The sequence below is a fragment of the Pseudooceanicola nanhaiensis genome (assembly GCF_020171315.1).
In the GTDB taxonomy this organism is placed as follows: domain Bacteria; phylum Pseudomonadota; class Alphaproteobacteria; order Rhodobacterales; family Rhodobacteraceae; genus Pseudooceanicola; species Pseudooceanicola nanhaiensis_A.
Map to the genome: position 1 here is coordinate 28,764 of NZ_JAIUZP010000012.1, position 15,731 is coordinate 44,494.

Annotated in this window: 16 protein-coding genes; 10 read left to right on the forward strand and 6 right to left on the reverse strand. The window is 66.6% G+C overall.

Going from position 1 to position 15,731, the window contains the following annotated elements:
• Positions 1 to 12: 12 nt before the first annotated feature.
• Positions 13 to 945 carry a DMT family transporter gene (locus tag LCM32_RS18390; protein ID WP_224822554.1) on the reverse strand — a complete coding sequence of 311 codons (933 nt, stop codon included), beginning with the start codon at positions 943 to 945 and terminating at the stop codon, positions 13 to 15.
• Between the two features lie 125 nt (positions 946 to 1,070).
• Between LCM32_RS18390 and LCM32_RS18395 the strand changes: the two genes are divergently transcribed.
• Positions 1,071 to 1,565: an Lrp/AsnC family transcriptional regulator gene (locus LCM32_RS18395; protein ID WP_224822555.1), complete on the forward strand. Its 495-nt coding sequence runs from the start codon at positions 1,071 to 1,073 to the stop codon at positions 1,563 to 1,565.
• Between the two features lie 119 nt (positions 1,566 to 1,684).
• Entirely contained in the window at positions 1,685 to 2,002 is a 318-nt protein-coding gene (locus LCM32_RS18400; RefSeq protein ID WP_224822556.1) for a DMT family transporter, read from the forward strand.
• 61 nt (positions 2,003 to 2,063) lie between these two features.
• Here the strand turns inward: LCM32_RS18400 and LCM32_RS18405 are convergent, their stop codons facing one another.
• Positions 2,064 to 3,185 (reverse strand): 5-methyltetrahydropteroyltriglutamate--homocysteine S-methyltransferase, encoded by a 1,122-nt coding sequence (locus tag LCM32_RS18405; RefSeq protein WP_224822557.1) that lies wholly within the window; start codon positions 3,183 to 3,185, stop codon positions 2,064 to 2,066.
• A gap of 506 nt (positions 3,186 to 3,691) precedes the next feature.
• On the opposite strand from LCM32_RS18405, the gene LCM32_RS18410 reads away from it, so the two are divergent.
• The 3 genes from LCM32_RS18410 (at position 3,692) to LCM32_RS18420 (ending at position 5,075) form a co-directional block, all read left to right on the forward strand.
• Positions 3,692 to 4,417 (forward strand): M48 family metalloprotease, encoded by a 726-nt coding sequence (locus LCM32_RS18410; protein WP_224822558.1) that lies wholly within the window; start codon positions 3,692 to 3,694, stop codon positions 4,415 to 4,417.
• 119 nt (positions 4,418 to 4,536) lie between these two features.
• Positions 4,537 to 4,830, forward strand: coding sequence for a DUF6455 family protein (locus LCM32_RS18415; RefSeq protein WP_224822559.1), 294 nt, complete (start codon positions 4,537 to 4,539; stop codon positions 4,828 to 4,830).
• A complete protein-coding gene (locus LCM32_RS18420; protein ID WP_224822560.1) occupies positions 4,824 to 5,075 on the forward strand; it encodes a DUF6455 family protein in 252 nt (83 codons plus the stop codon). Before LCM32_RS18415 ends, LCM32_RS18420 begins: the two co-directional genes overlap by 7 nt.
• 243 nt (positions 5,076 to 5,318) lie before the next feature.
• On the opposite strand, the gene rimO is transcribed toward LCM32_RS18420, so the two are convergent.
• The 3 genes from rimO to LCM32_RS18435 form a co-directional block, all read right to left on the reverse strand.
• Positions 5,319 to 6,704, reverse strand: coding sequence for a 30S ribosomal protein S12 methylthiotransferase RimO (gene rimO, locus LCM32_RS18425; RefSeq protein ID WP_224822561.1), 1,386 nt, complete (start codon positions 6,702 to 6,704; stop codon positions 5,319 to 5,321).
• Between the two features lie 331 nt (positions 6,705 to 7,035).
• Positions 7,036 to 7,638 carry a GcrA family cell cycle regulator gene (locus LCM32_RS18430; RefSeq protein ID WP_224822562.1) on the reverse strand — a complete coding sequence of 201 codons (603 nt, stop codon included), beginning with the start codon at positions 7,636 to 7,638 and terminating at the stop codon, positions 7,036 to 7,038.
• 288 nt (positions 7,639 to 7,926) lie between these two features.
• A complete protein-coding gene (locus LCM32_RS18435; RefSeq protein WP_224822563.1) occupies positions 7,927 to 8,739 on the reverse strand; it encodes a metallophosphoesterase in 813 nt (270 codons plus the stop codon).
• 320 nt (positions 8,740 to 9,059) lie between these two features.
• Here LCM32_RS18435 and LCM32_RS18440 point away from each other — a divergent pair, with 320 nt between their 5' ends.
• A complete protein-coding gene (locus tag LCM32_RS18440; protein ID WP_224822564.1) occupies positions 9,060 to 9,962 on the forward strand; it encodes a cation diffusion facilitator family transporter in 903 nt (300 codons plus the stop codon).
• 24 nt (positions 9,963 to 9,986) lie between these two features.
• Here the strand turns inward: LCM32_RS18440 and LCM32_RS18445 are convergent, their stop codons facing one another.
• Positions 9,987 to 11,402: an amidase gene (locus tag LCM32_RS18445; protein WP_224822565.1), complete on the reverse strand. Its 1,416-nt coding sequence runs from the start codon at positions 11,400 to 11,402 to the stop codon at positions 9,987 to 9,989.
• Positions 11,403 to 11,839: 437 nt separating this feature from the next.
• Here LCM32_RS18445 and LCM32_RS18450 point away from each other — a divergent pair, with 437 nt between their 5' ends.
• From LCM32_RS18450 to LCM32_RS18465, 4 genes are read left to right on the forward strand one after another with little or no spacing between them, the layout of a single operon-like run.
• Positions 11,840 to 12,916 carry an ABC transporter ATP-binding protein gene (locus tag LCM32_RS18450; RefSeq protein ID WP_224822566.1) on the forward strand — a complete coding sequence of 359 codons (1,077 nt, stop codon included), beginning with the start codon at positions 11,840 to 11,842 and terminating at the stop codon, positions 12,914 to 12,916.
• Positions 12,917 to 12,920: 4 nt separating this feature from the next.
• The gene (locus tag LCM32_RS18455) at positions 12,921 to 13,835 is read left to right on the forward strand and encodes an ABC transporter permease (protein ID WP_224822567.1); all 915 of its coding nucleotides are present in this window, start codon (positions 12,921 to 12,923) and stop codon (positions 13,833 to 13,835) included.
• Positions 13,828 to 14,628, forward strand: a complete 801-nt coding sequence (locus LCM32_RS18460) for an ABC transporter permease (RefSeq protein WP_224822568.1) — start codon at positions 13,828 to 13,830, stop codon at positions 14,626 to 14,628. Before LCM32_RS18455 ends, LCM32_RS18460 begins: the two co-directional genes overlap by 8 nt.
• Before the next feature lie 32 nt (positions 14,629 to 14,660).
• Positions 14,661 to 15,689 (forward strand): extracellular solute-binding protein, encoded by a 1,029-nt coding sequence (locus LCM32_RS18465; protein WP_224822569.1) that lies wholly within the window; start codon positions 14,661 to 14,663, stop codon positions 15,687 to 15,689.
• Positions 15,690 to 15,731: the final 42 nt, after the last annotated feature.

Here is a 15,731-nt window from a genome sequence, read left to right on the forward strand (position 1 = left end):
GATGGCTGTTGGTCAGCGGCGGCTGGCGGCCGCGGCAAGGATCATCCCGCCCATCACCAGCGTCAGGCCGATCAGGAAGACGGGCGAGAGCTGGTTGTCGAGCAGAAGGACCGAGGCGGCGACCCCGGTCAGCGGCACGCCGAGGGTGAAGTTCGACATGGCGAAGGTGCTGATCCGGCGGCCGTATTCGGAAGAGATCACGAAGCAGGCCGAGGTTGCGATCGGGCCGATGTAGATCAGCAGCTGCACGAGGTGCCCGCTCCATGCGATCTGGTGCGGCGCGCCATGGACGACAGCGGCGGCAACCGCCAGCGGCACGGTGGCCAGCAGCATCTGCCACGGCGCCAGCGACAGCGGCGAGGACACCCACTTGTGCCGCTTCACGTGCAGGATCACCAGCGACCATGCAATCGCGCCGATCAGGAGGAAGCCCGCGCCCATGAAGGCCCCCGGCTGGGTCCAGTCGGTCTCCAGCGGCGAGACGATCAGCGCCACGCCCGCGACGCCCACGGCGACGGCGGCCAGTTGGGCGCGGCTGGGTCGCGTCCCGAACAGTCCCCAGGCCAGCAGCACCGACCACAGCGGCGTGGTATAGGCCAGCAGCACCGAATGGCTGGTGTCGGTCTTGGTCATGGCGATCATGCCGAGGCCCGTGAAGGTCATCATCTGAAGAAGCCCGATGCTGAGCACGATGGGCATGTCGGCCTTCTTGGGCAGGCGCAGCTCACCCCGGACCGCCACGAAGGCAAAGAGGCACAGCGCGGCCGAGCCGAAGCGGAAGGCGGCGAGCCAGAGCGGCGGGACAGAGACCAGCGCGATCTGCGTCGCGGGCCAGCTGAGCCCCCAGAGCAGCACCATCGCCATCAGCCACAGCCGCGTGGTGTTCGCGTCATCCTGCGTGGCGGTGGAGATGCGGCCCCGGAGGGCGCCCTGAATGCTGGCCATGGTCTGTCCTGTCTCGCTGTTGCGAACAGACTGCATCCTATACGGTGGAAAATCCTGTCTTCTCTTCTGCGCCTGCGAGAAATATAGGAGAGTTTGACCTGTGAATCGCGATTGGTGGGAATGATATGCCGAGAAATGCCGTTCAGCTGGATGACGCCAGTCTCCGCATCCTCGACGTGCTGCAGAAAAACGCCGAGATCAGCAACGCCGATCTGGCCGAGAAGGTGAACCTCTCCGCCTCGCCCTGCTGGCGCCGCGTGGCGGAGATGCGCGACAAGGGTGTGATCCGCGGGTCGGTGGCACTGGTCGATCCGGTGCAGCTGGGGCTGCTGGTGAACGTCTTTGTCCATGTCACCCTCAGCCGTCAGGACAAGGCCTCGCTCAAGGTCTTCACCGATGCGATCGAGGGCCGTCCCGAGATCATGGAATGCTACCTCATGACTGGCGAGGCGGATTACATGCTGCGCGTCGTGGTGGAAGACCTGCTGCAATATCAGGGCCTCGTGCTGGACTGCCTGACGCAGATCCCGGGCGTCTCCAACATCCGCTCCAGCTTTGCCCTCGATCAGGTGAAATACACCACGGCGTTGCCCACGGGCCACCTCTCTGGCGGAAGGTAAGCGGGGCCGGGCGCGGGCCTTGATCCGCCGGGCCCCCGGTGCCAGATGGCGGGGCAGAGGACGACCTCTCCGCAATGGTGAATGGCCGGGACGACCCGGCGCTCAGGAAAGGTCTCCCCATGGCTTGGGCCTCTCTCTTTATCGCCGGACTGCTGGAAGTGGTCTGGGCCACCTTCATGAAGAAATCCGAAGGCTTCACCCTGCTGGTGCCCTCCGTCGTGACGCTGGTCGCGATGACGGGCAGCTTCCTGCTGCTGGCCTCCGCCATGAAGCAACTGCCCCTTGGCACAGCCTACATGGTCTGGACGGGGATCGGGGCCATCGGCGCCTTCGCGGTCGGGATTGCCGTCCTCGGCGAGGCGGCCAGCCCCATGCGCCTGCTGGCGGCCGGGCTGATTGCCGCCGGGCTGGTGCTGATGAAGCTGGCGGAAGGCTGAGGGGACACGAAAAGGGGCCGGTGCGATGCACCGGCCCCTTCGATCCCGCGGGGAGGTGGGCTTACGCCTCGCCCCAGATCTCCTTGGCGAGGTTCACCACCAGTTCCAGCTTCTTGCGCTGATCCTCGACGGTGACCTTGTTGCCGTGTTCGGTGGAAGAGAAGCCGCACTGCGGCGCGATGCCCAGCTGGTCGATGTCCACGAACTTCGAGGCTTCTTCGAACTTGCCTTTCAGCCAGTCCATCGGCTCCAGCTCGGGCGTCTTGGTGGTGATGAACCCGGCCATGATGCGCTTGGAGCCCTTGGGCAGCAGCTTCAGCGGCTCCAGCCCCCCGGCACGGTCGGTGTCATACTCCATGAAGTAGACGTCCACGTCGGTCTTGTTGAAGATCGCATCGGCGGCCATGTCGTAGCCGCCTTCGGCCACGTGGGTCGACTTGAAGTTGCCACGGCACATGTGCATCCCGATGATCATGTCCTCGGGGCGGTCCTTGATGCATTCGTTCAGCATCCACGCGTAGCGGTCGATCAGCCAGTCGGGATCCTGACCCATGGCGCGGCGCATCTCGCGCTGCTTCTCGTCGCAAAGGTAGGCAAAGAAGATGTCGTCCAGCTGCAGGTAGCGGCAGCCGGCGTCGTAGAAGGCCTGCACCGCGTCCTTGTAGGTGGCCGCGATCTCGCCAAAGAAGACGTCCGCATCCTGATAGGGCTTGTGGCGGTTGTTCTCCGGCGTGACCCGGAAATGTACACATGACGGCCCGGGGATCGAGATCTTGGGGCAGACCGAGGTATGCTCGGCCACGAACTTGAAGTGGTCCAGCATCGGGTGATCGGCGGGGAAGCTGAGCGGCCCGTTGATCACCGGGTAGACCTCGGGGTTGGTGACGCCCTGGAAGCCCAGACCGGCGCCGTCCTGCGTTTCGAGGTCGAAGCCGTTGAGCATCCCCATGAAGTCATAATGCCAATATGCGCGGCGTGCCTCGCCGTCGGTGACGACCTTCAGGCCGACCTCTTCCTGCATCTTGATGAGCGCCGGGATCTCGGCGTCCTCGATGGCTTTCAGCTCGGCACCGGTGACGCCTTTCTTGCGCGCTTCGGCAATATTTACAGGGCGCAGAAGGGAGCCGACATGGTCGGCGCGGAACGGCGGTTTCAGGGTGGAATCGCTGAGGATGTCTTTCACGGCTGGGTCCTTTCCCCGGCGCGGGGCCGGTCGGTTGAAGGGCGGGCGCCCCGGTGTGCCTGCCGCTGTGCCGGCGGCCGCCTCAGGGCGGCATGGGTGGGCGACAAGGCGCGTGTCACAGGAAGCGGCCAGCCGGGCGGGCCGGGTGAATGCGGGTCATCTTGTCCTCCTCCTGCGGCCGGGACCGGGCCCGGCGCTGCTTCGACCCGGCCCGGCGGCGTCGCGGCCAGAGGCCTGGACGGGCCGTGCAAGGCCCGGTTGATCGAAGTGCCTCATCTCTTCCTTGTATACGCGGCGCTGTCAAGTTTCGCCGCCTCAGCCCCATACCGGGCCCGCCCCGCCCCCGCGCCGCCGGGTCCGGTGACGGGATCGGGTAGGGCGCTTGTTGCATGGGAAGCATTGCATCGGAGGAATATCGCGGAGGGCGGGATTAGCGGCTGCAGCCGCCGGGCGCTTCGGTCTAGATTGGGGCAATGTCTCGATGTTCCGACCCCGGACCCCCGCCAATGTTTGCACTGCGCCTTGTCTCCTTTGTCCTGCTGCTGCCCCTGCTGGCCGCCTGTGCTGTCGCCCCCACGGGGCCCGGGGCGGTGCCGGGGGCAACCGTGCCCACGGACAAGGCGGCCCTGCGCGCGCAGGCCAAGCAGGCGGTGAACCAGTTCGTCATGGTGGCGGACCGGCTGGAGCCGGTGATGGAGCGGGAGTGCCGCCGGCGGGCGCCGGAGCTCAACTGCGACTTCCAGATCGTCGTGGACCGGTCTCTGACCGATCCGCCCAATGCCTTCCAGACCCTCGATGACGATGGCCGCCCGATCCTCGCGGTGAATATCGCGCTGATCGCCTCGGTCGAGAACGCGGACGAGATGGCCTTCGTCATGAGCCACGAGGCGGCGCATCACATTTCGGACCACCTCGGCCAGCAGCAAGCCAATGCCATTGCCGGGGCGCAGGTCTTTGGCGGGCTCGCTGCCGCGGGCGGTGCCAGCGGTTCAGGGCTGGAGATGGCGCAGCAACTGGGCGCGGCGCTCGGCGCACGGCGCTACTCGCAGGAGTTCGAGTTGCAGGCCGATGCACTGGGCGCGATCATCGCGCGGGCGGCGGGCTTCGACGCGCTGCACGGGGCACAGTACTTCAACCGCATACCCGATCCGGGCAACAGCTTCCTTGGCACCCACCCGCCGAATGCCCGCCGTCTCGAGACGGTGCGCGAGGCGCTCGCCCACGGCGTCTGACCCGTCGCGCAGGGGCCCCTCGGCGGGCTGTCGCTGCGCTGTCACAATATTGATCAGGATCAAGGTGCCCGAGTCGCCCATGGCGTAGACCCTCTTTCGACGAAACGAGGGATACGCCGATGAAGCCTCTGGGAGATGTGAAAGAGCATTTCTGGCTCGTCCAGCGAATGGCCCGTGCCACGGGCACCGATCTGGATGCAGCGCAGGATTGCGGTGAACTGAAGGTGGAAGACTGGGCCGCCATGGTCACCCGTTGCCGTGGCTGCGCCGGACCGGAGAGCTGCCGCGACTGGCTCGACACCGCCGAGCGCGCAGAGGCCGATCCCCAGCCCGCACCGGGCATCTGCATGAACCGCGCCGTCTTTGCCCGGCTGGGCACGGCGCAGGACCGGAAGGAGACCGTGACATGCTGACGAAGTTCTTCGAACGCCTCGATGCGCGGGCCGCGCTGGTCTCGCAGATGGCGGACCGGGTCGGCGTCGATTTCGCCGAGAACATCAACCGCGCACCGGAGGTCGTGGGCGATTACCGCGCGGCCGTGATGCGCTGCACCGGCTGCACCGAGGCCGACCGCTGCGCCACGATCGATGCAAGCGTGCACGAGGTGCCGGGCTATTGCCGCAACAAGCTGCTGCTGGATCGGCTGGCGGTGGCCTGAGACGAGATACCGCCCGAAGGGGCGGGACTGATTGCCAAGGTCGATGTGCGGTAGACCGGACGCTGGGGAGCGCCGCCGGTCGAGAGGGACCGCTTCAACATTGATCCGAGCAAGAGCGCCGACGTGGATGAGGGCCACGTCGGCGCATTTTTTTGTCCTGACGCCTGTTCTGACGTCTGTCCTGACGCAGGCGCTGATCGCAGGGCCCGGGTCGCTATCGACCGCCGCGCCCGCGCAGCGGGATCAGACCAGCCGGCCCCAGAGGTCGTATTCGCCTGCTTCGTCCACTTCGACCGTGACGATGTCACCGGGTTTCAGCGCTTCGAAGCCTTCGTCTATGAAGAGGTTGCCGTCGATCTCGGGCGCGTCGGCCTTGGTCCGGCAAGTGGCCGCATCTTCGTCGACCTCATCCACGATGACATCGATTCGCTGGCCCACCTTGGCGGCCAGCTTGGCCTCGGAGATCGCCTGCGCCTTCTCCATGAAGCGGTTCCAGCGGTCCTGCTTCACCTCGTCCGGCACGTGATCGGGCAGCGCGTTGGAGCGCGCCCCGTCCACGTTTTCGTACTGGAAGCAGCCGACCCGGTCGAGCTGCGCCTCGTCCATCCAGTCCAGCAGGGTCTGGAATTCCGCCTCGGTCTCGCCGGGATAACCGACGATGAAGGTGGAGCGCAGGGTGATCTCGGGGCAGTCGCGGCGCCATGCGGCGATTTCGTCGAGCGTCTTGGCGGCGGCCGCGGGCCGCGCCATGCGCTTGAGCACATCCGGATGGGCATGCTGGAACGGAATGTCGAGGTAGGGCAGCACCAGCCCCTCGGCCATCAGCGGGATCAGCTGACGCACATGGGGGTAGGGGTAGACATAGTGTAGCCGGACCCAGGCGCCGAGCTTGCCCATCTCGCGGGCCAGATCGGTGATATGGCTGCGCACCTCGCCGCCCTTCCACGGATGCAGGTCATGCTTGCGGTCAACCCCGTAGGCCGAGGTGTCCTGGCTGATCACCAGCAGTTCCTTCACGCCCGCCTCGACCAATTTCTCGGCCTCGCGCAGCACGGCATGGGCTGGGCGCGACACCAGCCGCCCGCGCATGTCGGGGATGATGCAGAACTTGCACTTGTGGTTACAGCCCTCCGAGATCTTCAGGTAGCTGTAGTGCCGGGGGGTCAGCGAGACGCCACTGGCCGGCAGCAGGTCGACGTAGGGATCGGGCGAGGGCGGCACCGCGGCATGGACCGCGTCCAGCACCTGCTCGTATTGATGCGGTCCGGTCACGGCCAGCACCTTGGGATGCACGCCGGTGATATACTCGGGCTCCGCGCCCAGGCAGCCGGTGACGATGACGCGGCCGTTCTCCTTCAGTGCCTCGCCGATGGCCTCCAGGCTCTCGGCCTTGGCGCTGTCGAGGAAGCCGCAGGTGTTCACGATCACGGCGTCGGCGCCGGTGTAATCCGGGCTGATGGCATAGCCCTCGGCCCGCAGCCGGGTCAGGATGCGCTCGCTGTCCACCAGCGCCTTGGGGCAGCCAAGGCTGACCATGCCAAGCGCGGGCTGGCCGGGGCGGGCGGGCGCGTCGCCCAGTCGGGCGGCGGGGGCAAGGTCGGGGCGGAGGTTGGGCGGGTTCTGGGACATGAGCGGCCTATAGCGCTAAACGGGTCACTTGGGAATTGTTTCGGGGCGGGGCCGGACCGGGCGCGGCACCGCGCCCTTCCTCTTTCCCCAAATACCTCCGGGGTGAATTGCGCCGCCCCGCGGCGCAAGAGGGGCAGCGCCCCTCCCGGATTTTTCGAAAAATCCGAACCGGAAAATTCGAATTTTCCGGGCGTCCCCGCATGTGGTGATACGAGGGTGCCCCGGCACGGCCTTTCTGACGGGCCACCCCGTGGCCACGGGCGCAGAAAATTCTTCGAAGAATTTTCCCAAGAATTTTCGAAAATTCTTGGTCGCGGGCCGCGAGCGGGGCTTACCGTTTCCGGTCGCGGCGCGAGGACATGGGCTGGAAGGCCACGCCCACATGGGCCTCGCAATAGGGCTTGCCGGGCTGCACGGGCAGGCCGCAGAACCAGAAGTTCTCGGTCGCCGGGTCGCCCACGGGCCATTTGCAGGTCCGCTCGGTCAAGTCCATCAGGTCCAGCTTGCGGGCCTTCTTCTCCACTTCGCTGACCTTGGCGAGCGCCTCGGGGCTGATCTCGTTCGCGGAGGGCTGCGGCGGCAGGGGCTGGCCGGCGGGGATGATCTGCTTGCGCGCGGGCACGGCGGCGGGTTCCTCGGCCTTGGGGGCTTCGGGCTCTTCCGGTTTGGGCGCAGGGGCCGCGGTCGCAGGGCGGGGCTCCCGCTTGGGTGCGGTGGGCTTGGCCTTGGCTTCGGGCGCCGGCTTGGCTGCCGGTGCGGCGGCTGCGGCCGGGGGCGTGGTGCCGCCCGCGCGGTTCGACAGGCCCAGCCGATGGACCTTGCCGATCACGGCATTGCGCGTCACGCCACCCAGTTCCTTGGCGATCTGGCTGGCAGATTGTCCTTCGCTCCACATCTTCTTGAGCAGTTCGACGCGTTCATCCGTCCAGGACATGGTGCTTTCCCCAGCGTGAAAGGGCGGCGCCATGAGGCCCGCCCGGTTCCGATCAGGCACCTATACTAGCGTTGCGCCGCGGGGGTCGCAAGGTGGTGGGCAGAATCAATCCCTCTTACCCTTTCCGATCCCCTGCGCAGCGGGCAGCGGCCCGGCCCGCGGCGACCGGGATTGGGCAGACGCAGGGCAGACGCAGGGCAGGCGCAGCGGTGCCACCGCGGCTCCAGCCGCGCGGGTGGCCCCCTGTCATGTCTGGCGCGGCCTATCGACGGACAGGCTGGCCGCGCCTCAGCAAAAAGCCCGCAACCGCTCCATCGGGATTTCCTTGATCGGCCGGGGCTCGTCGAGCGGCACGAAGGTCACCTGCAGCCCGCCTTCCTGAAGATCGCAAATGGCAAAGCCGGTGCCCTCCACCAGCGACAGCGCATCGGTCCGCGTCAGGTCCACCGTCGACTGCTGGCCGTTGGTCACCACCACGGGCACCCCGTGCCAGAGGCTCATGCGGTTGTAATGGACGTGCCCCGACAGGATGCAGAGGATCGTCCGGCCCGCGATCATCGCCTGCAGGCGGTCGCTGTCGGCCTCGCTCAGCGTGGCCCAGGGCAGGCCGCCGCCGCGCACCGTCTTGGGCGGATGGTGCAGGACAAGGACCTTGGGCAGGTCGCCGTGCCGGTCGAGCGCCCGGGCGAGGAAGGCGAACTGTGCCTCGTCCAGCCCGCCGCCGATCTTGCCGGGGATCGAGGTGTCCAGCGCGATGACGTGCAGCCCGGCATGGACGGCTTCATGATCCACGGGCCCGTCCGGCGCCCCGCCATAGCCTTCGAAGACGGCATGAAACCCCTCCCGCCGGTCATGGTTGCCCAGCGTCATCACCACCGGCACGTCGAGGCCTTCGAGGATGCGCTGCACGTGGCGATAGCTTGCCTCGTCCCCGGTGTTGGTCAGGTCGCCCGAGGCGACGATCAGGTCGGGGGCGGGGGTCAGCCGGTTGGCGACCTCGACGAGTTTGCGGAGCGTGCGGCTGGCAGCGTCCTCGCCGCCCGCTCCGGCGGTTTCGGGGGCGGTGACATGCAGGTCGGTGATATGCAGGAAACGCGTCATCTGATCGTCCTTGAAGTGCGCGCAGCGGCTGCGCGGGCCATCCGGGCATCGCTCTGCCTCAGGATCGCCCCGGCGGCGGGAAGGTCAAGGGCCCGCGGGTGAGTCGCGGGTGCGCACCCCGGGCAGCGCCGCCCGAAGCCCCCGGGGCCGGGCCGGCGTGGTGGCCGGGTCGCGCCGCGCTGCGGCAAATTCCGTTTCCGAAGAGCGGGTTAGCGAGCGGAGGCAGCTGCCTTTGCAAGTCATTCTTATTAAAGAAAACAAGGGGTTGCGAGATCCGAGATCGGGAGTATGTTGCCCGCCCAAGCGCAAAGGACCGTCCCATGACCAACACGATGAAACTTGCCATCGGCTCGCTGGTGGTCGGGGTGGCCGTGCTTCTTCTGAAGTCGCTCGCCTACTGGATGACCGGCTCCGTCGCGCTGCTCTCCGATGCACTGGAGAGTACGGTCAACGTCGCGACCGCGATTGCCGCGCTGGTGGCGATCCGCGTCGCCGCGCGTCCGGCAGACGACAACCACCCCTACGGCCACCACAAGGCAGAGTTCTTTGCCGCCGTCTTCGAGGGGGTGATGATCGTGATCGCCGCGCTTCTGATCCTGCGCGAGGCCTGGCATGGCATCCAGGCGCCGCGCGTGCTGGACACGCCCTTTGGTGGCCTCGCGATCAACCTCCTCGCCACGGCGGTGAATGGCTTCTGGGCCTGGATGCTGATCACCCGGGGCCGTCGCCAGAAGAGCCCGGCGCTGGTGGCGGACGGCAAGCACCTGATGACCGACGTGGTGACCTCCTTCGGCGTGGCCATCGGCCTGCTGCTGGCGGTGTCGACGGGGATCTGGATGCTCGACCCGATCATGGCGATCCTCGTGGCGCTGAACATCCTGTGGTCCGGCGCCAAGGTGATCCAGGAAAGCCTCAGCGGCCTGATGGACGAGGCCGTGCCGGAGGAGATGCTGTCCAAGCTACGCGACATCATCGCGGCGGAATCGAACGGCGCGATGGAGGCCCACGACCTGCGCACGCGGCACGCCGGGCCGGTGACCTTCATCGACTTCCACCTCGTCGTGCCGGGCACCATGTCGGTCTTCAAGGCGCATGAGATCTGCGACCGGATCGAACGCGAACTGGAGCGCCAGATCGGCGACACCAAGGTCACGATCCATGTCGAGCCGGACCACAAGTCCAAGCACGACAACCCGCAGGAGCAGGTGATCCTGCCGAAGTGATCCGGCAGGACCAGCCTTGAGGGCTCAGAACCCGATCGGGTCGATCGGGTCGATGGCCCCGATGGCGCGTTCCAGCACGGCACCGGCCTCCAGCAGGCGCTTGTCCTGGAACCGGTCGCAGAGCAGCTGCACCCCCATCGGCTTGCCCGGCGCCGAGCCGACCGGCACGGAGAGCCCGGGCAGCCCGATGATCGGCGTGCCCGAGAGCGGCGCACAGATGCCATAGAACCACGCGGCATCCGCGTCGTCTGAGACGTCGTAATCGTCGATCATCGGTTTCGCCCATGTGGTCGCCGTCAGCACCAGCGGGAATTTCTGGAAGAACATCTGCCATTCCACCAGCAGGGCAGAGCGCTTGGTCAGCGCCTTGAGGAAGGCGTCGCGGCTGTCGAGTTCGGGCACCCCTTCGAGCAGCAGGTCGATGGATTTCTTCATCTTCCAGTCGCCGTTGTCCATCATCAGACCCTGAAGGCCCGCGCGCATCTCGTTGCCGAGGATCAGCCGCCAGTAGTCCATCAGCTCGGCAAAGGAGGGCGGCGTGACTTCCTCCACGGTGTAGCCCGCATCGGCGAGGATCGCGCCCGCCTGACGGATCGCGGCGCTGACTTCCGGGTCGACCGGGGCCTCGTCGGTTTCGGCCAGCATGGCGACCTTGCAGGGCGCATGGCCCAGCGGGCCGAAGATGTCGCCTGCGGGCACCTGCCAGATGTCGCGCGGATCATGACCCGAGAGCGCAAGCGCGCCGAGGCGGATATCCTCGATCGAGCGCGCCAGCGGCCCCTGCACCGAGGCCATCTGCGAGACGATCATCCGGTGCGGCACGCTGGGAGAGGTGGCGGCCAGCAGGCCCGAGGTCGGGCGCAGGCCGTAGATGCCGCAGGCAAAGGCCGGGTAGCGGACCGAGCCACCGATGTCGTTGCCATGGCCGATGGCGCCGATCCCCGCCGCTGTGGCCGAGCCCGCCCCGCCCGAGGAGCCGCCGGGCGTCAGCGTCTTGTCATGCGGGTTGTAGGTCGCGCCGTGCAGGTCGTTGTTGGTGAAGGCGCGCATGGAATAGCAGGGCGTGTTGGTCCGCCCGAGGATCACCGCGCCCGCGGCCTTCATGTTCTGCACGACCGACCCGTCGGAGGCCGCGATATTGTCCTTCTGTGCCACGACGCCGTTGGTGGTGGCCCGCCCGCCGTAATCGACGTTGATCTTCACCGTGACCGGCACCCCGTGCAGCGGGCCGCTGGGGCCCGAGGTGCGCAGGGTGGCATCGGCGGCGCGGGCGGCCTCCATGGCCTGCTCCTCCAGCGGGTCGACCACGGCATTCAGCGCCGGGTTCACCTGTGCCATGCGGGCCAGCGCGCTTTCCGTCGCCTCGACGCTGGTGATGCGGCCAGCGGCGATCCCGGCCGCGAGGTCGGCGGCGGTCCATTTCCAGAGGTCGGTCGTCATGGGGGCTCTCCTTGATCCGGGGGCAGGCGGCCCCGCACGCAGGGGCAAGCTATGACGCAGCCCGCGAACAGGGCAATTCCCCCATATGGTGTAAAGTCGCGACGCGGCGGCACGAGCGGGCCGCCGGTCGTGGAGGATGCCCGGTTTTTGGGCGCTGCTTTTTGGCCTGCGTCGCAGCGTCACGACCCACGTTCGCACGCTCAGGCCCTGAAGAGGCTCGATCATTTGTAGGCAAACTACCTCCGGTCCGCTGTCAAGGGTTTGTTAATCGTTGATTTTCGCCCGGGAGTTTGCCGCAATGTGCGCAGTGGTGGGCCCCCTGCGGGCCTGTGGACGGGATGCGCGGGGACGTGCCGCGCGCCTGTCACGCGCGGCGGCGGACCCGCCGCAGGGACCATGGCTGGGACCCGAGCAAAGACCGGAAAGGACACGTGCCGATGATCGCGATCGAAAACGTCACCAAGATATACGGTGAAGGCAAAAGCGCCTTCCGTGCCCTCGACGACGTGTCGGTCACGATCAAGGATAACGAGTTCTTTACCCTGCTGGGGCCCTCGGGCTGCGGTAAGACCACGCTTCTGCGCACCATCGCGGGCTTCGTCGATCCCTCCAGCGGGTCGATCCGGCTGGGCGGCAAGGACATCCTGCAAAGCCCGCCCTACAAGCGCCCGGTGAACACGGTGTTCCAGAACTACGCGCTCTTCCCGCATATGACCGTCGCCCAGAACATCGCCTTCGGCCTCGAGATGCTGGGCAAGCCCAAGCGCGAGGTGAAGGCCACCGTCGAGGAGATGCTGGAACTGGTGCGGATGACGCCCATGGCGGACCGCCAGACCGGCCAGATCTCGGGCGGGCAGCAGCAGCGGGTGGCGCTGGCCCGGGCGCTGGCCCCGCGACCTCAGGTGCTGCTGCTGGACGAGCCGCTCTCGGCGCTCGACTTCAAGCTGCGCAAGGACATGCAGCTGGAGCTGAAGCGCCTGCAGACCGAAACCGGGATCACCTTCGTCTTCGTCACCCACGATCAGGAAGAGGCGCTGACCATGTCCGACCGGATCGCCGTGATGAACGCGGGCAAGATCCGGCAGATCGGCGGCGCGCGCGACATCTACGACCAGCCGGCCGAGCGTTTCGTGGCGGATTTCATCGGGGATACGAACTTCCTCGATGTCGAGGTGCTGGAGATCACCGGCGACGCCGCCCGCGTGCGCCTTGCCGGCGGGGCCGAGACGACGGCGCGCGGCGCGGCCGAGGCGGGCACCGGCATGGGGGCGGCCACGCTGGCCACCCGGCCGGAACATGCGCGCCTCGTCCCGGTGGGGCAGGGGGTGATGGAGGGGCTGCTGTCGCAGGTGGTCTACTTCGGCACCGATACCCATTATCACGTCACGCTGTCCGATGGCGCGGCCTTCACCCTGCGCCAGCAGAACACGCCGGACATGGCCCATGCCTTCACGCAGGGCGACCGGGTGGGCATCCACCTTGCCCCCGGCGTCGGCCAGCTGCTGAAGGACTGAGGCCATGAGCGACCTGTCCGCCGCCCGCACCGCCACGGAACGCCGCAACCGCTGGCTTCTGCTCAGCCCGGCGCTGCTGATCCTGATCTTCGCTGCCGCAGGCCCGCTGCTGATCGTCGTGGTCTATTCCTTCCTCACGCCGGGCGACTACGGCGGGGTGAAGCCCGAATTCTCGTGGAATGCGTGGTTCTCCGTGGTGATGGAGCGGGACTTCTTCACCGAGGAACTGACCTTTGCCGATGCGCACCTGTCGATCTTCTGGCGCTCGCTCAAGCTGTCGCTGATGACCACGGTGGCCGCCTTCGTCTTCGGTTTCCCCACCGCCTATTTCATCGCGACGCGGCCCAAGCGCAGCCGGGATGCCTGGATGCTGCTGATCATGATCCCGTTCTGGACCAACCTGCTGATCCGCACCTTCGCGATCATGGAGCTGATCCGGGCCGAGGGCACGGTGAACACGCTGCTGCTGTGGCTGGGGATCATCGACGCGCCGATCCAGATGCTCTTTACCGAGTTCTCGATCATGCTGGGGATGGTCTATGTCTACCTGCCGCTGATGGTCCTGCCGATCTACGCCTCGATGGAGCGGTTCGACTTCTCGCTGGTCGAGGCGGGCTATGACCTCTACGCGACCCGGTGGAAGGTCCTCACCAAGGTGATCTTCCCTCTGGTGAAGCCGGGCGTCATCGCGGGCTCGATCCTCGTCTTCGTGCCCTGCCTCGGCGCCTACGTGACGCCCCGCGTTCTGGGCGGCGGCAAGAACCTGATGCTGGGCAACCTGATCGAGCTGCAGTTCGGGCAGGGCCGCAACTGGCCGCTGGGGGCCGCGCTGTCGCTGACGCTGCTGGCGATCGTGATGGTGGCGCTGCTCTTCTACGTGCGCGCCGCCGGTCAGGAGGGGGAGAAGAGCCATGGCTAAACCCTTCGATATCCGCAAGCAGACCGGGTTCACGCCCCTCGCGATCCTCTGCTTCGTGCTGCTCTACCTGCCGATCATCCTGCTGGTGGTCTATTCCTTCAACGCCGGCTCCTCCATCGCGCTGTGGGAGGGCTTCTCGCTGCGCTGGTACGCAAGCGCGTGGGAGAACGAGGCCGTGCAGGCCGCCACCATCCGCTCGGTCGTCATCGCCTCGGCGGCCTCGGCGCTGGCGACCACGGCGGCGGTGCTGGCGGCGCTGGCCACCACGCGGGTCAAGCCTTGGCGCGGGCAGGGGGCGGTCTTTGCCATGATCAACCAGCCCCTCATGGTGCCCGAGATCGTGACCGCCGTTTCGCTGCTGATCTTCTTTGCCATGATCAAGGTCCAGACCGGCTACACCGGGCTGTGGTACCTGATCCTCGCCCATGCCGCCTTCTGCATTCCCTTCGCCTACATGCCGATCCGGGCCCGGTTGCAGGGCATGGACCTGACGCTGGAACAGGCGGCCTCGGATCTCTACGCGACGCCGTGGCAGACCTTCCGCCGCATCACCCTGCCGCAGCTCTTCCCGGGCATCCTCGCCGGTGCCATGCTGGCCTTCGTCATCTCTCTTGATGACGTGGTGATCACCGAATTCGTGAAATCCGCCGGGCAGGACACCCTGCCGACCTACATGCTGGGCCAGCTGCGGCGGAACATCACGCCCGAGGTCAACGCGATTTCCACCGCGTTGCTTGCCGCCTCCATCATTCTGGTGGTGGCCTTCTTCTTCCTCAGCCGGACGCGAAAATGATCCGGTCCAACCATCCAACTGGGAGTAACCACATGAAACGGACGCTGCTTCTGTCCACTGCCGCCGCCATCGGCCTGACCGTTCCGGCCCATGCCGAAGGGGTGCTGAACATCTACAACTGGGGCAATTACACCAGCCCCGAGATGATCGAGAAGTTCGAGAAGGAATTCGACGTCAAGGTCACCATCACCGACTACGACAGCAACGACACCGCGCTGGCAAAGATCAAGGCCGGTGGCCACGGCTTCGACATCGTCGTGCCCTCGGGGACCTATGTGCCGATCTTCATTGAGGAAGGTCTGCTGATGGAATCCATGCCGAGCGAGATGGAGAACTTCAAGAACATGGACCCGCAGTGGGTCGACGTGCCCTTCGATCCGGGCCGCAAGTACACCGTTCCGTGGCAGTGGGGCACCGTCGGCATCACCGTGAACACCGCCGTCTACGGCGGCGACATCAACACCGCCGACCTGATCCTGAACCCGCCGGAAGAGCTGAAGGGCAAGATCAACGTCGTCCCCGAGATGATGGACGTGATGCGCCTTGCGATCTTCGCCGTCGGCGGGGAGCAGTGCACCGGTGACAAAGAAGTGCTGATGAAGGTGCGCGACACCCTCGTCGAGGCCAAGAAATCCTGGCTCTCCATGGATTACGGCAACATCGAGAAATACGCCAAGGGCGACCTCGCCGCGGGCGTGAACTGGAACGGTGCGTCGCTGCGGGCGCGGCTCCAGAACGAGGACATCGCCTTCGGCTATCCCCAGACCGGCTACCCGATCTGGATGGACAACGCCGCGATCCTCGCCGACGCGCAGAACGTGGACAACGCCAAGCTCTTCCTGAACTTCATCATGGACCCCGAGAACGCGGCCATGCTGTCGAACTTCGCCCGCTATGCCAACGGCATCTCCGGGTCCGAGGCGTTCATGGACGAGGTGATGTCCACGGCGCCCGAAGTGGTGGTGCCGGACGAGCTGAAGGCCGCCGGTGTCGTGTCGATCGTCTGCCCGCCCGAGGTGCAGAAAATCTACACTGCCATCTGGACCGAACTGCAGAAGTGATCTTCTGATGTCTTGAGGGGCGCAGGGCCACGGTCCTGCGCC

What these genes read in the sequence shown, in the direction of transcription:
- LCM32_RS18390 (WP_224822554.1), bottom strand. Translation starts at nt 945, where the DNA reads ATGGCCAGCATTCAGGGCGCCCTCCGGGGCCGCATCTCCACCGCCACG.
- LCM32_RS18395 (WP_224822555.1), top strand. Translation starts at nt 1,071, where the DNA reads ATGCCGAGAAATGCCGTTCAGCTGGATGACGCCAGTCTCCGCATCCTC.
- LCM32_RS18400 (WP_224822556.1), top strand. Translation starts at nt 1,685, where the DNA reads ATGGCTTGGGCCTCTCTCTTTATCGCCGGACTGCTGGAAGTGGTCTGG.
- LCM32_RS18410 (WP_224822558.1), top strand. Translation starts at nt 3,692, where the DNA reads ATGTTTGCACTGCGCCTTGTCTCCTTTGTCCTGCTGCTGCCCCTGCTG.
- LCM32_RS18415 (WP_224822559.1), top strand. Translation starts at nt 4,537, where the DNA reads ATGAAGCCTCTGGGAGATGTGAAAGAGCATTTCTGGCTCGTCCAGCGA.
- LCM32_RS18420 (WP_224822560.1), top strand. Translation starts at nt 4,824, where the DNA reads ATGCTGACGAAGTTCTTCGAACGCCTCGATGCGCGGGCCGCGCTGGTC.
- rimO (WP_224822561.1), bottom strand. Translation starts at nt 6,704, where the DNA reads ATGTCCCAGAACCCGCCCAACCTCCGCCCCGACCTTGCCCCCGCCGCC.
- LCM32_RS18430 (WP_224822562.1), bottom strand. Translation starts at nt 7,638, where the DNA reads ATGTCCTGGACGGATGAACGCGTCGAACTGCTCAAGAAGATGTGGAGC.
- LCM32_RS18435 (WP_224822563.1), bottom strand. Translation starts at nt 8,739, where the DNA reads ATGACGCGTTTCCTGCATATCACCGACCTGCATGTCACCGCCCCCGAA.
- LCM32_RS18440 (WP_224822564.1), top strand. Translation starts at nt 9,060, where the DNA reads ATGACCAACACGATGAAACTTGCCATCGGCTCGCTGGTGGTCGGGGTG.
- LCM32_RS18445 (WP_224822565.1), bottom strand. Translation starts at nt 11,402, where the DNA reads ATGACGACCGACCTCTGGAAATGGACCGCCGCCGACCTCGCGGCCGGG.
- LCM32_RS18450 (WP_224822566.1), top strand. Translation starts at nt 11,840, where the DNA reads ATGATCGCGATCGAAAACGTCACCAAGATATACGGTGAAGGCAAAAGC.
- LCM32_RS18455 (WP_224822567.1), top strand. Translation starts at nt 12,921, where the DNA reads ATGAGCGACCTGTCCGCCGCCCGCACCGCCACGGAACGCCGCAACCGC.
- LCM32_RS18460 (WP_224822568.1), top strand. Translation starts at nt 13,828, where the DNA reads ATGGCTAAACCCTTCGATATCCGCAAGCAGACCGGGTTCACGCCCCTC.
- LCM32_RS18465 (WP_224822569.1), top strand. Translation starts at nt 14,661, where the DNA reads ATGAAACGGACGCTGCTTCTGTCCACTGCCGCCGCCATCGGCCTGACC.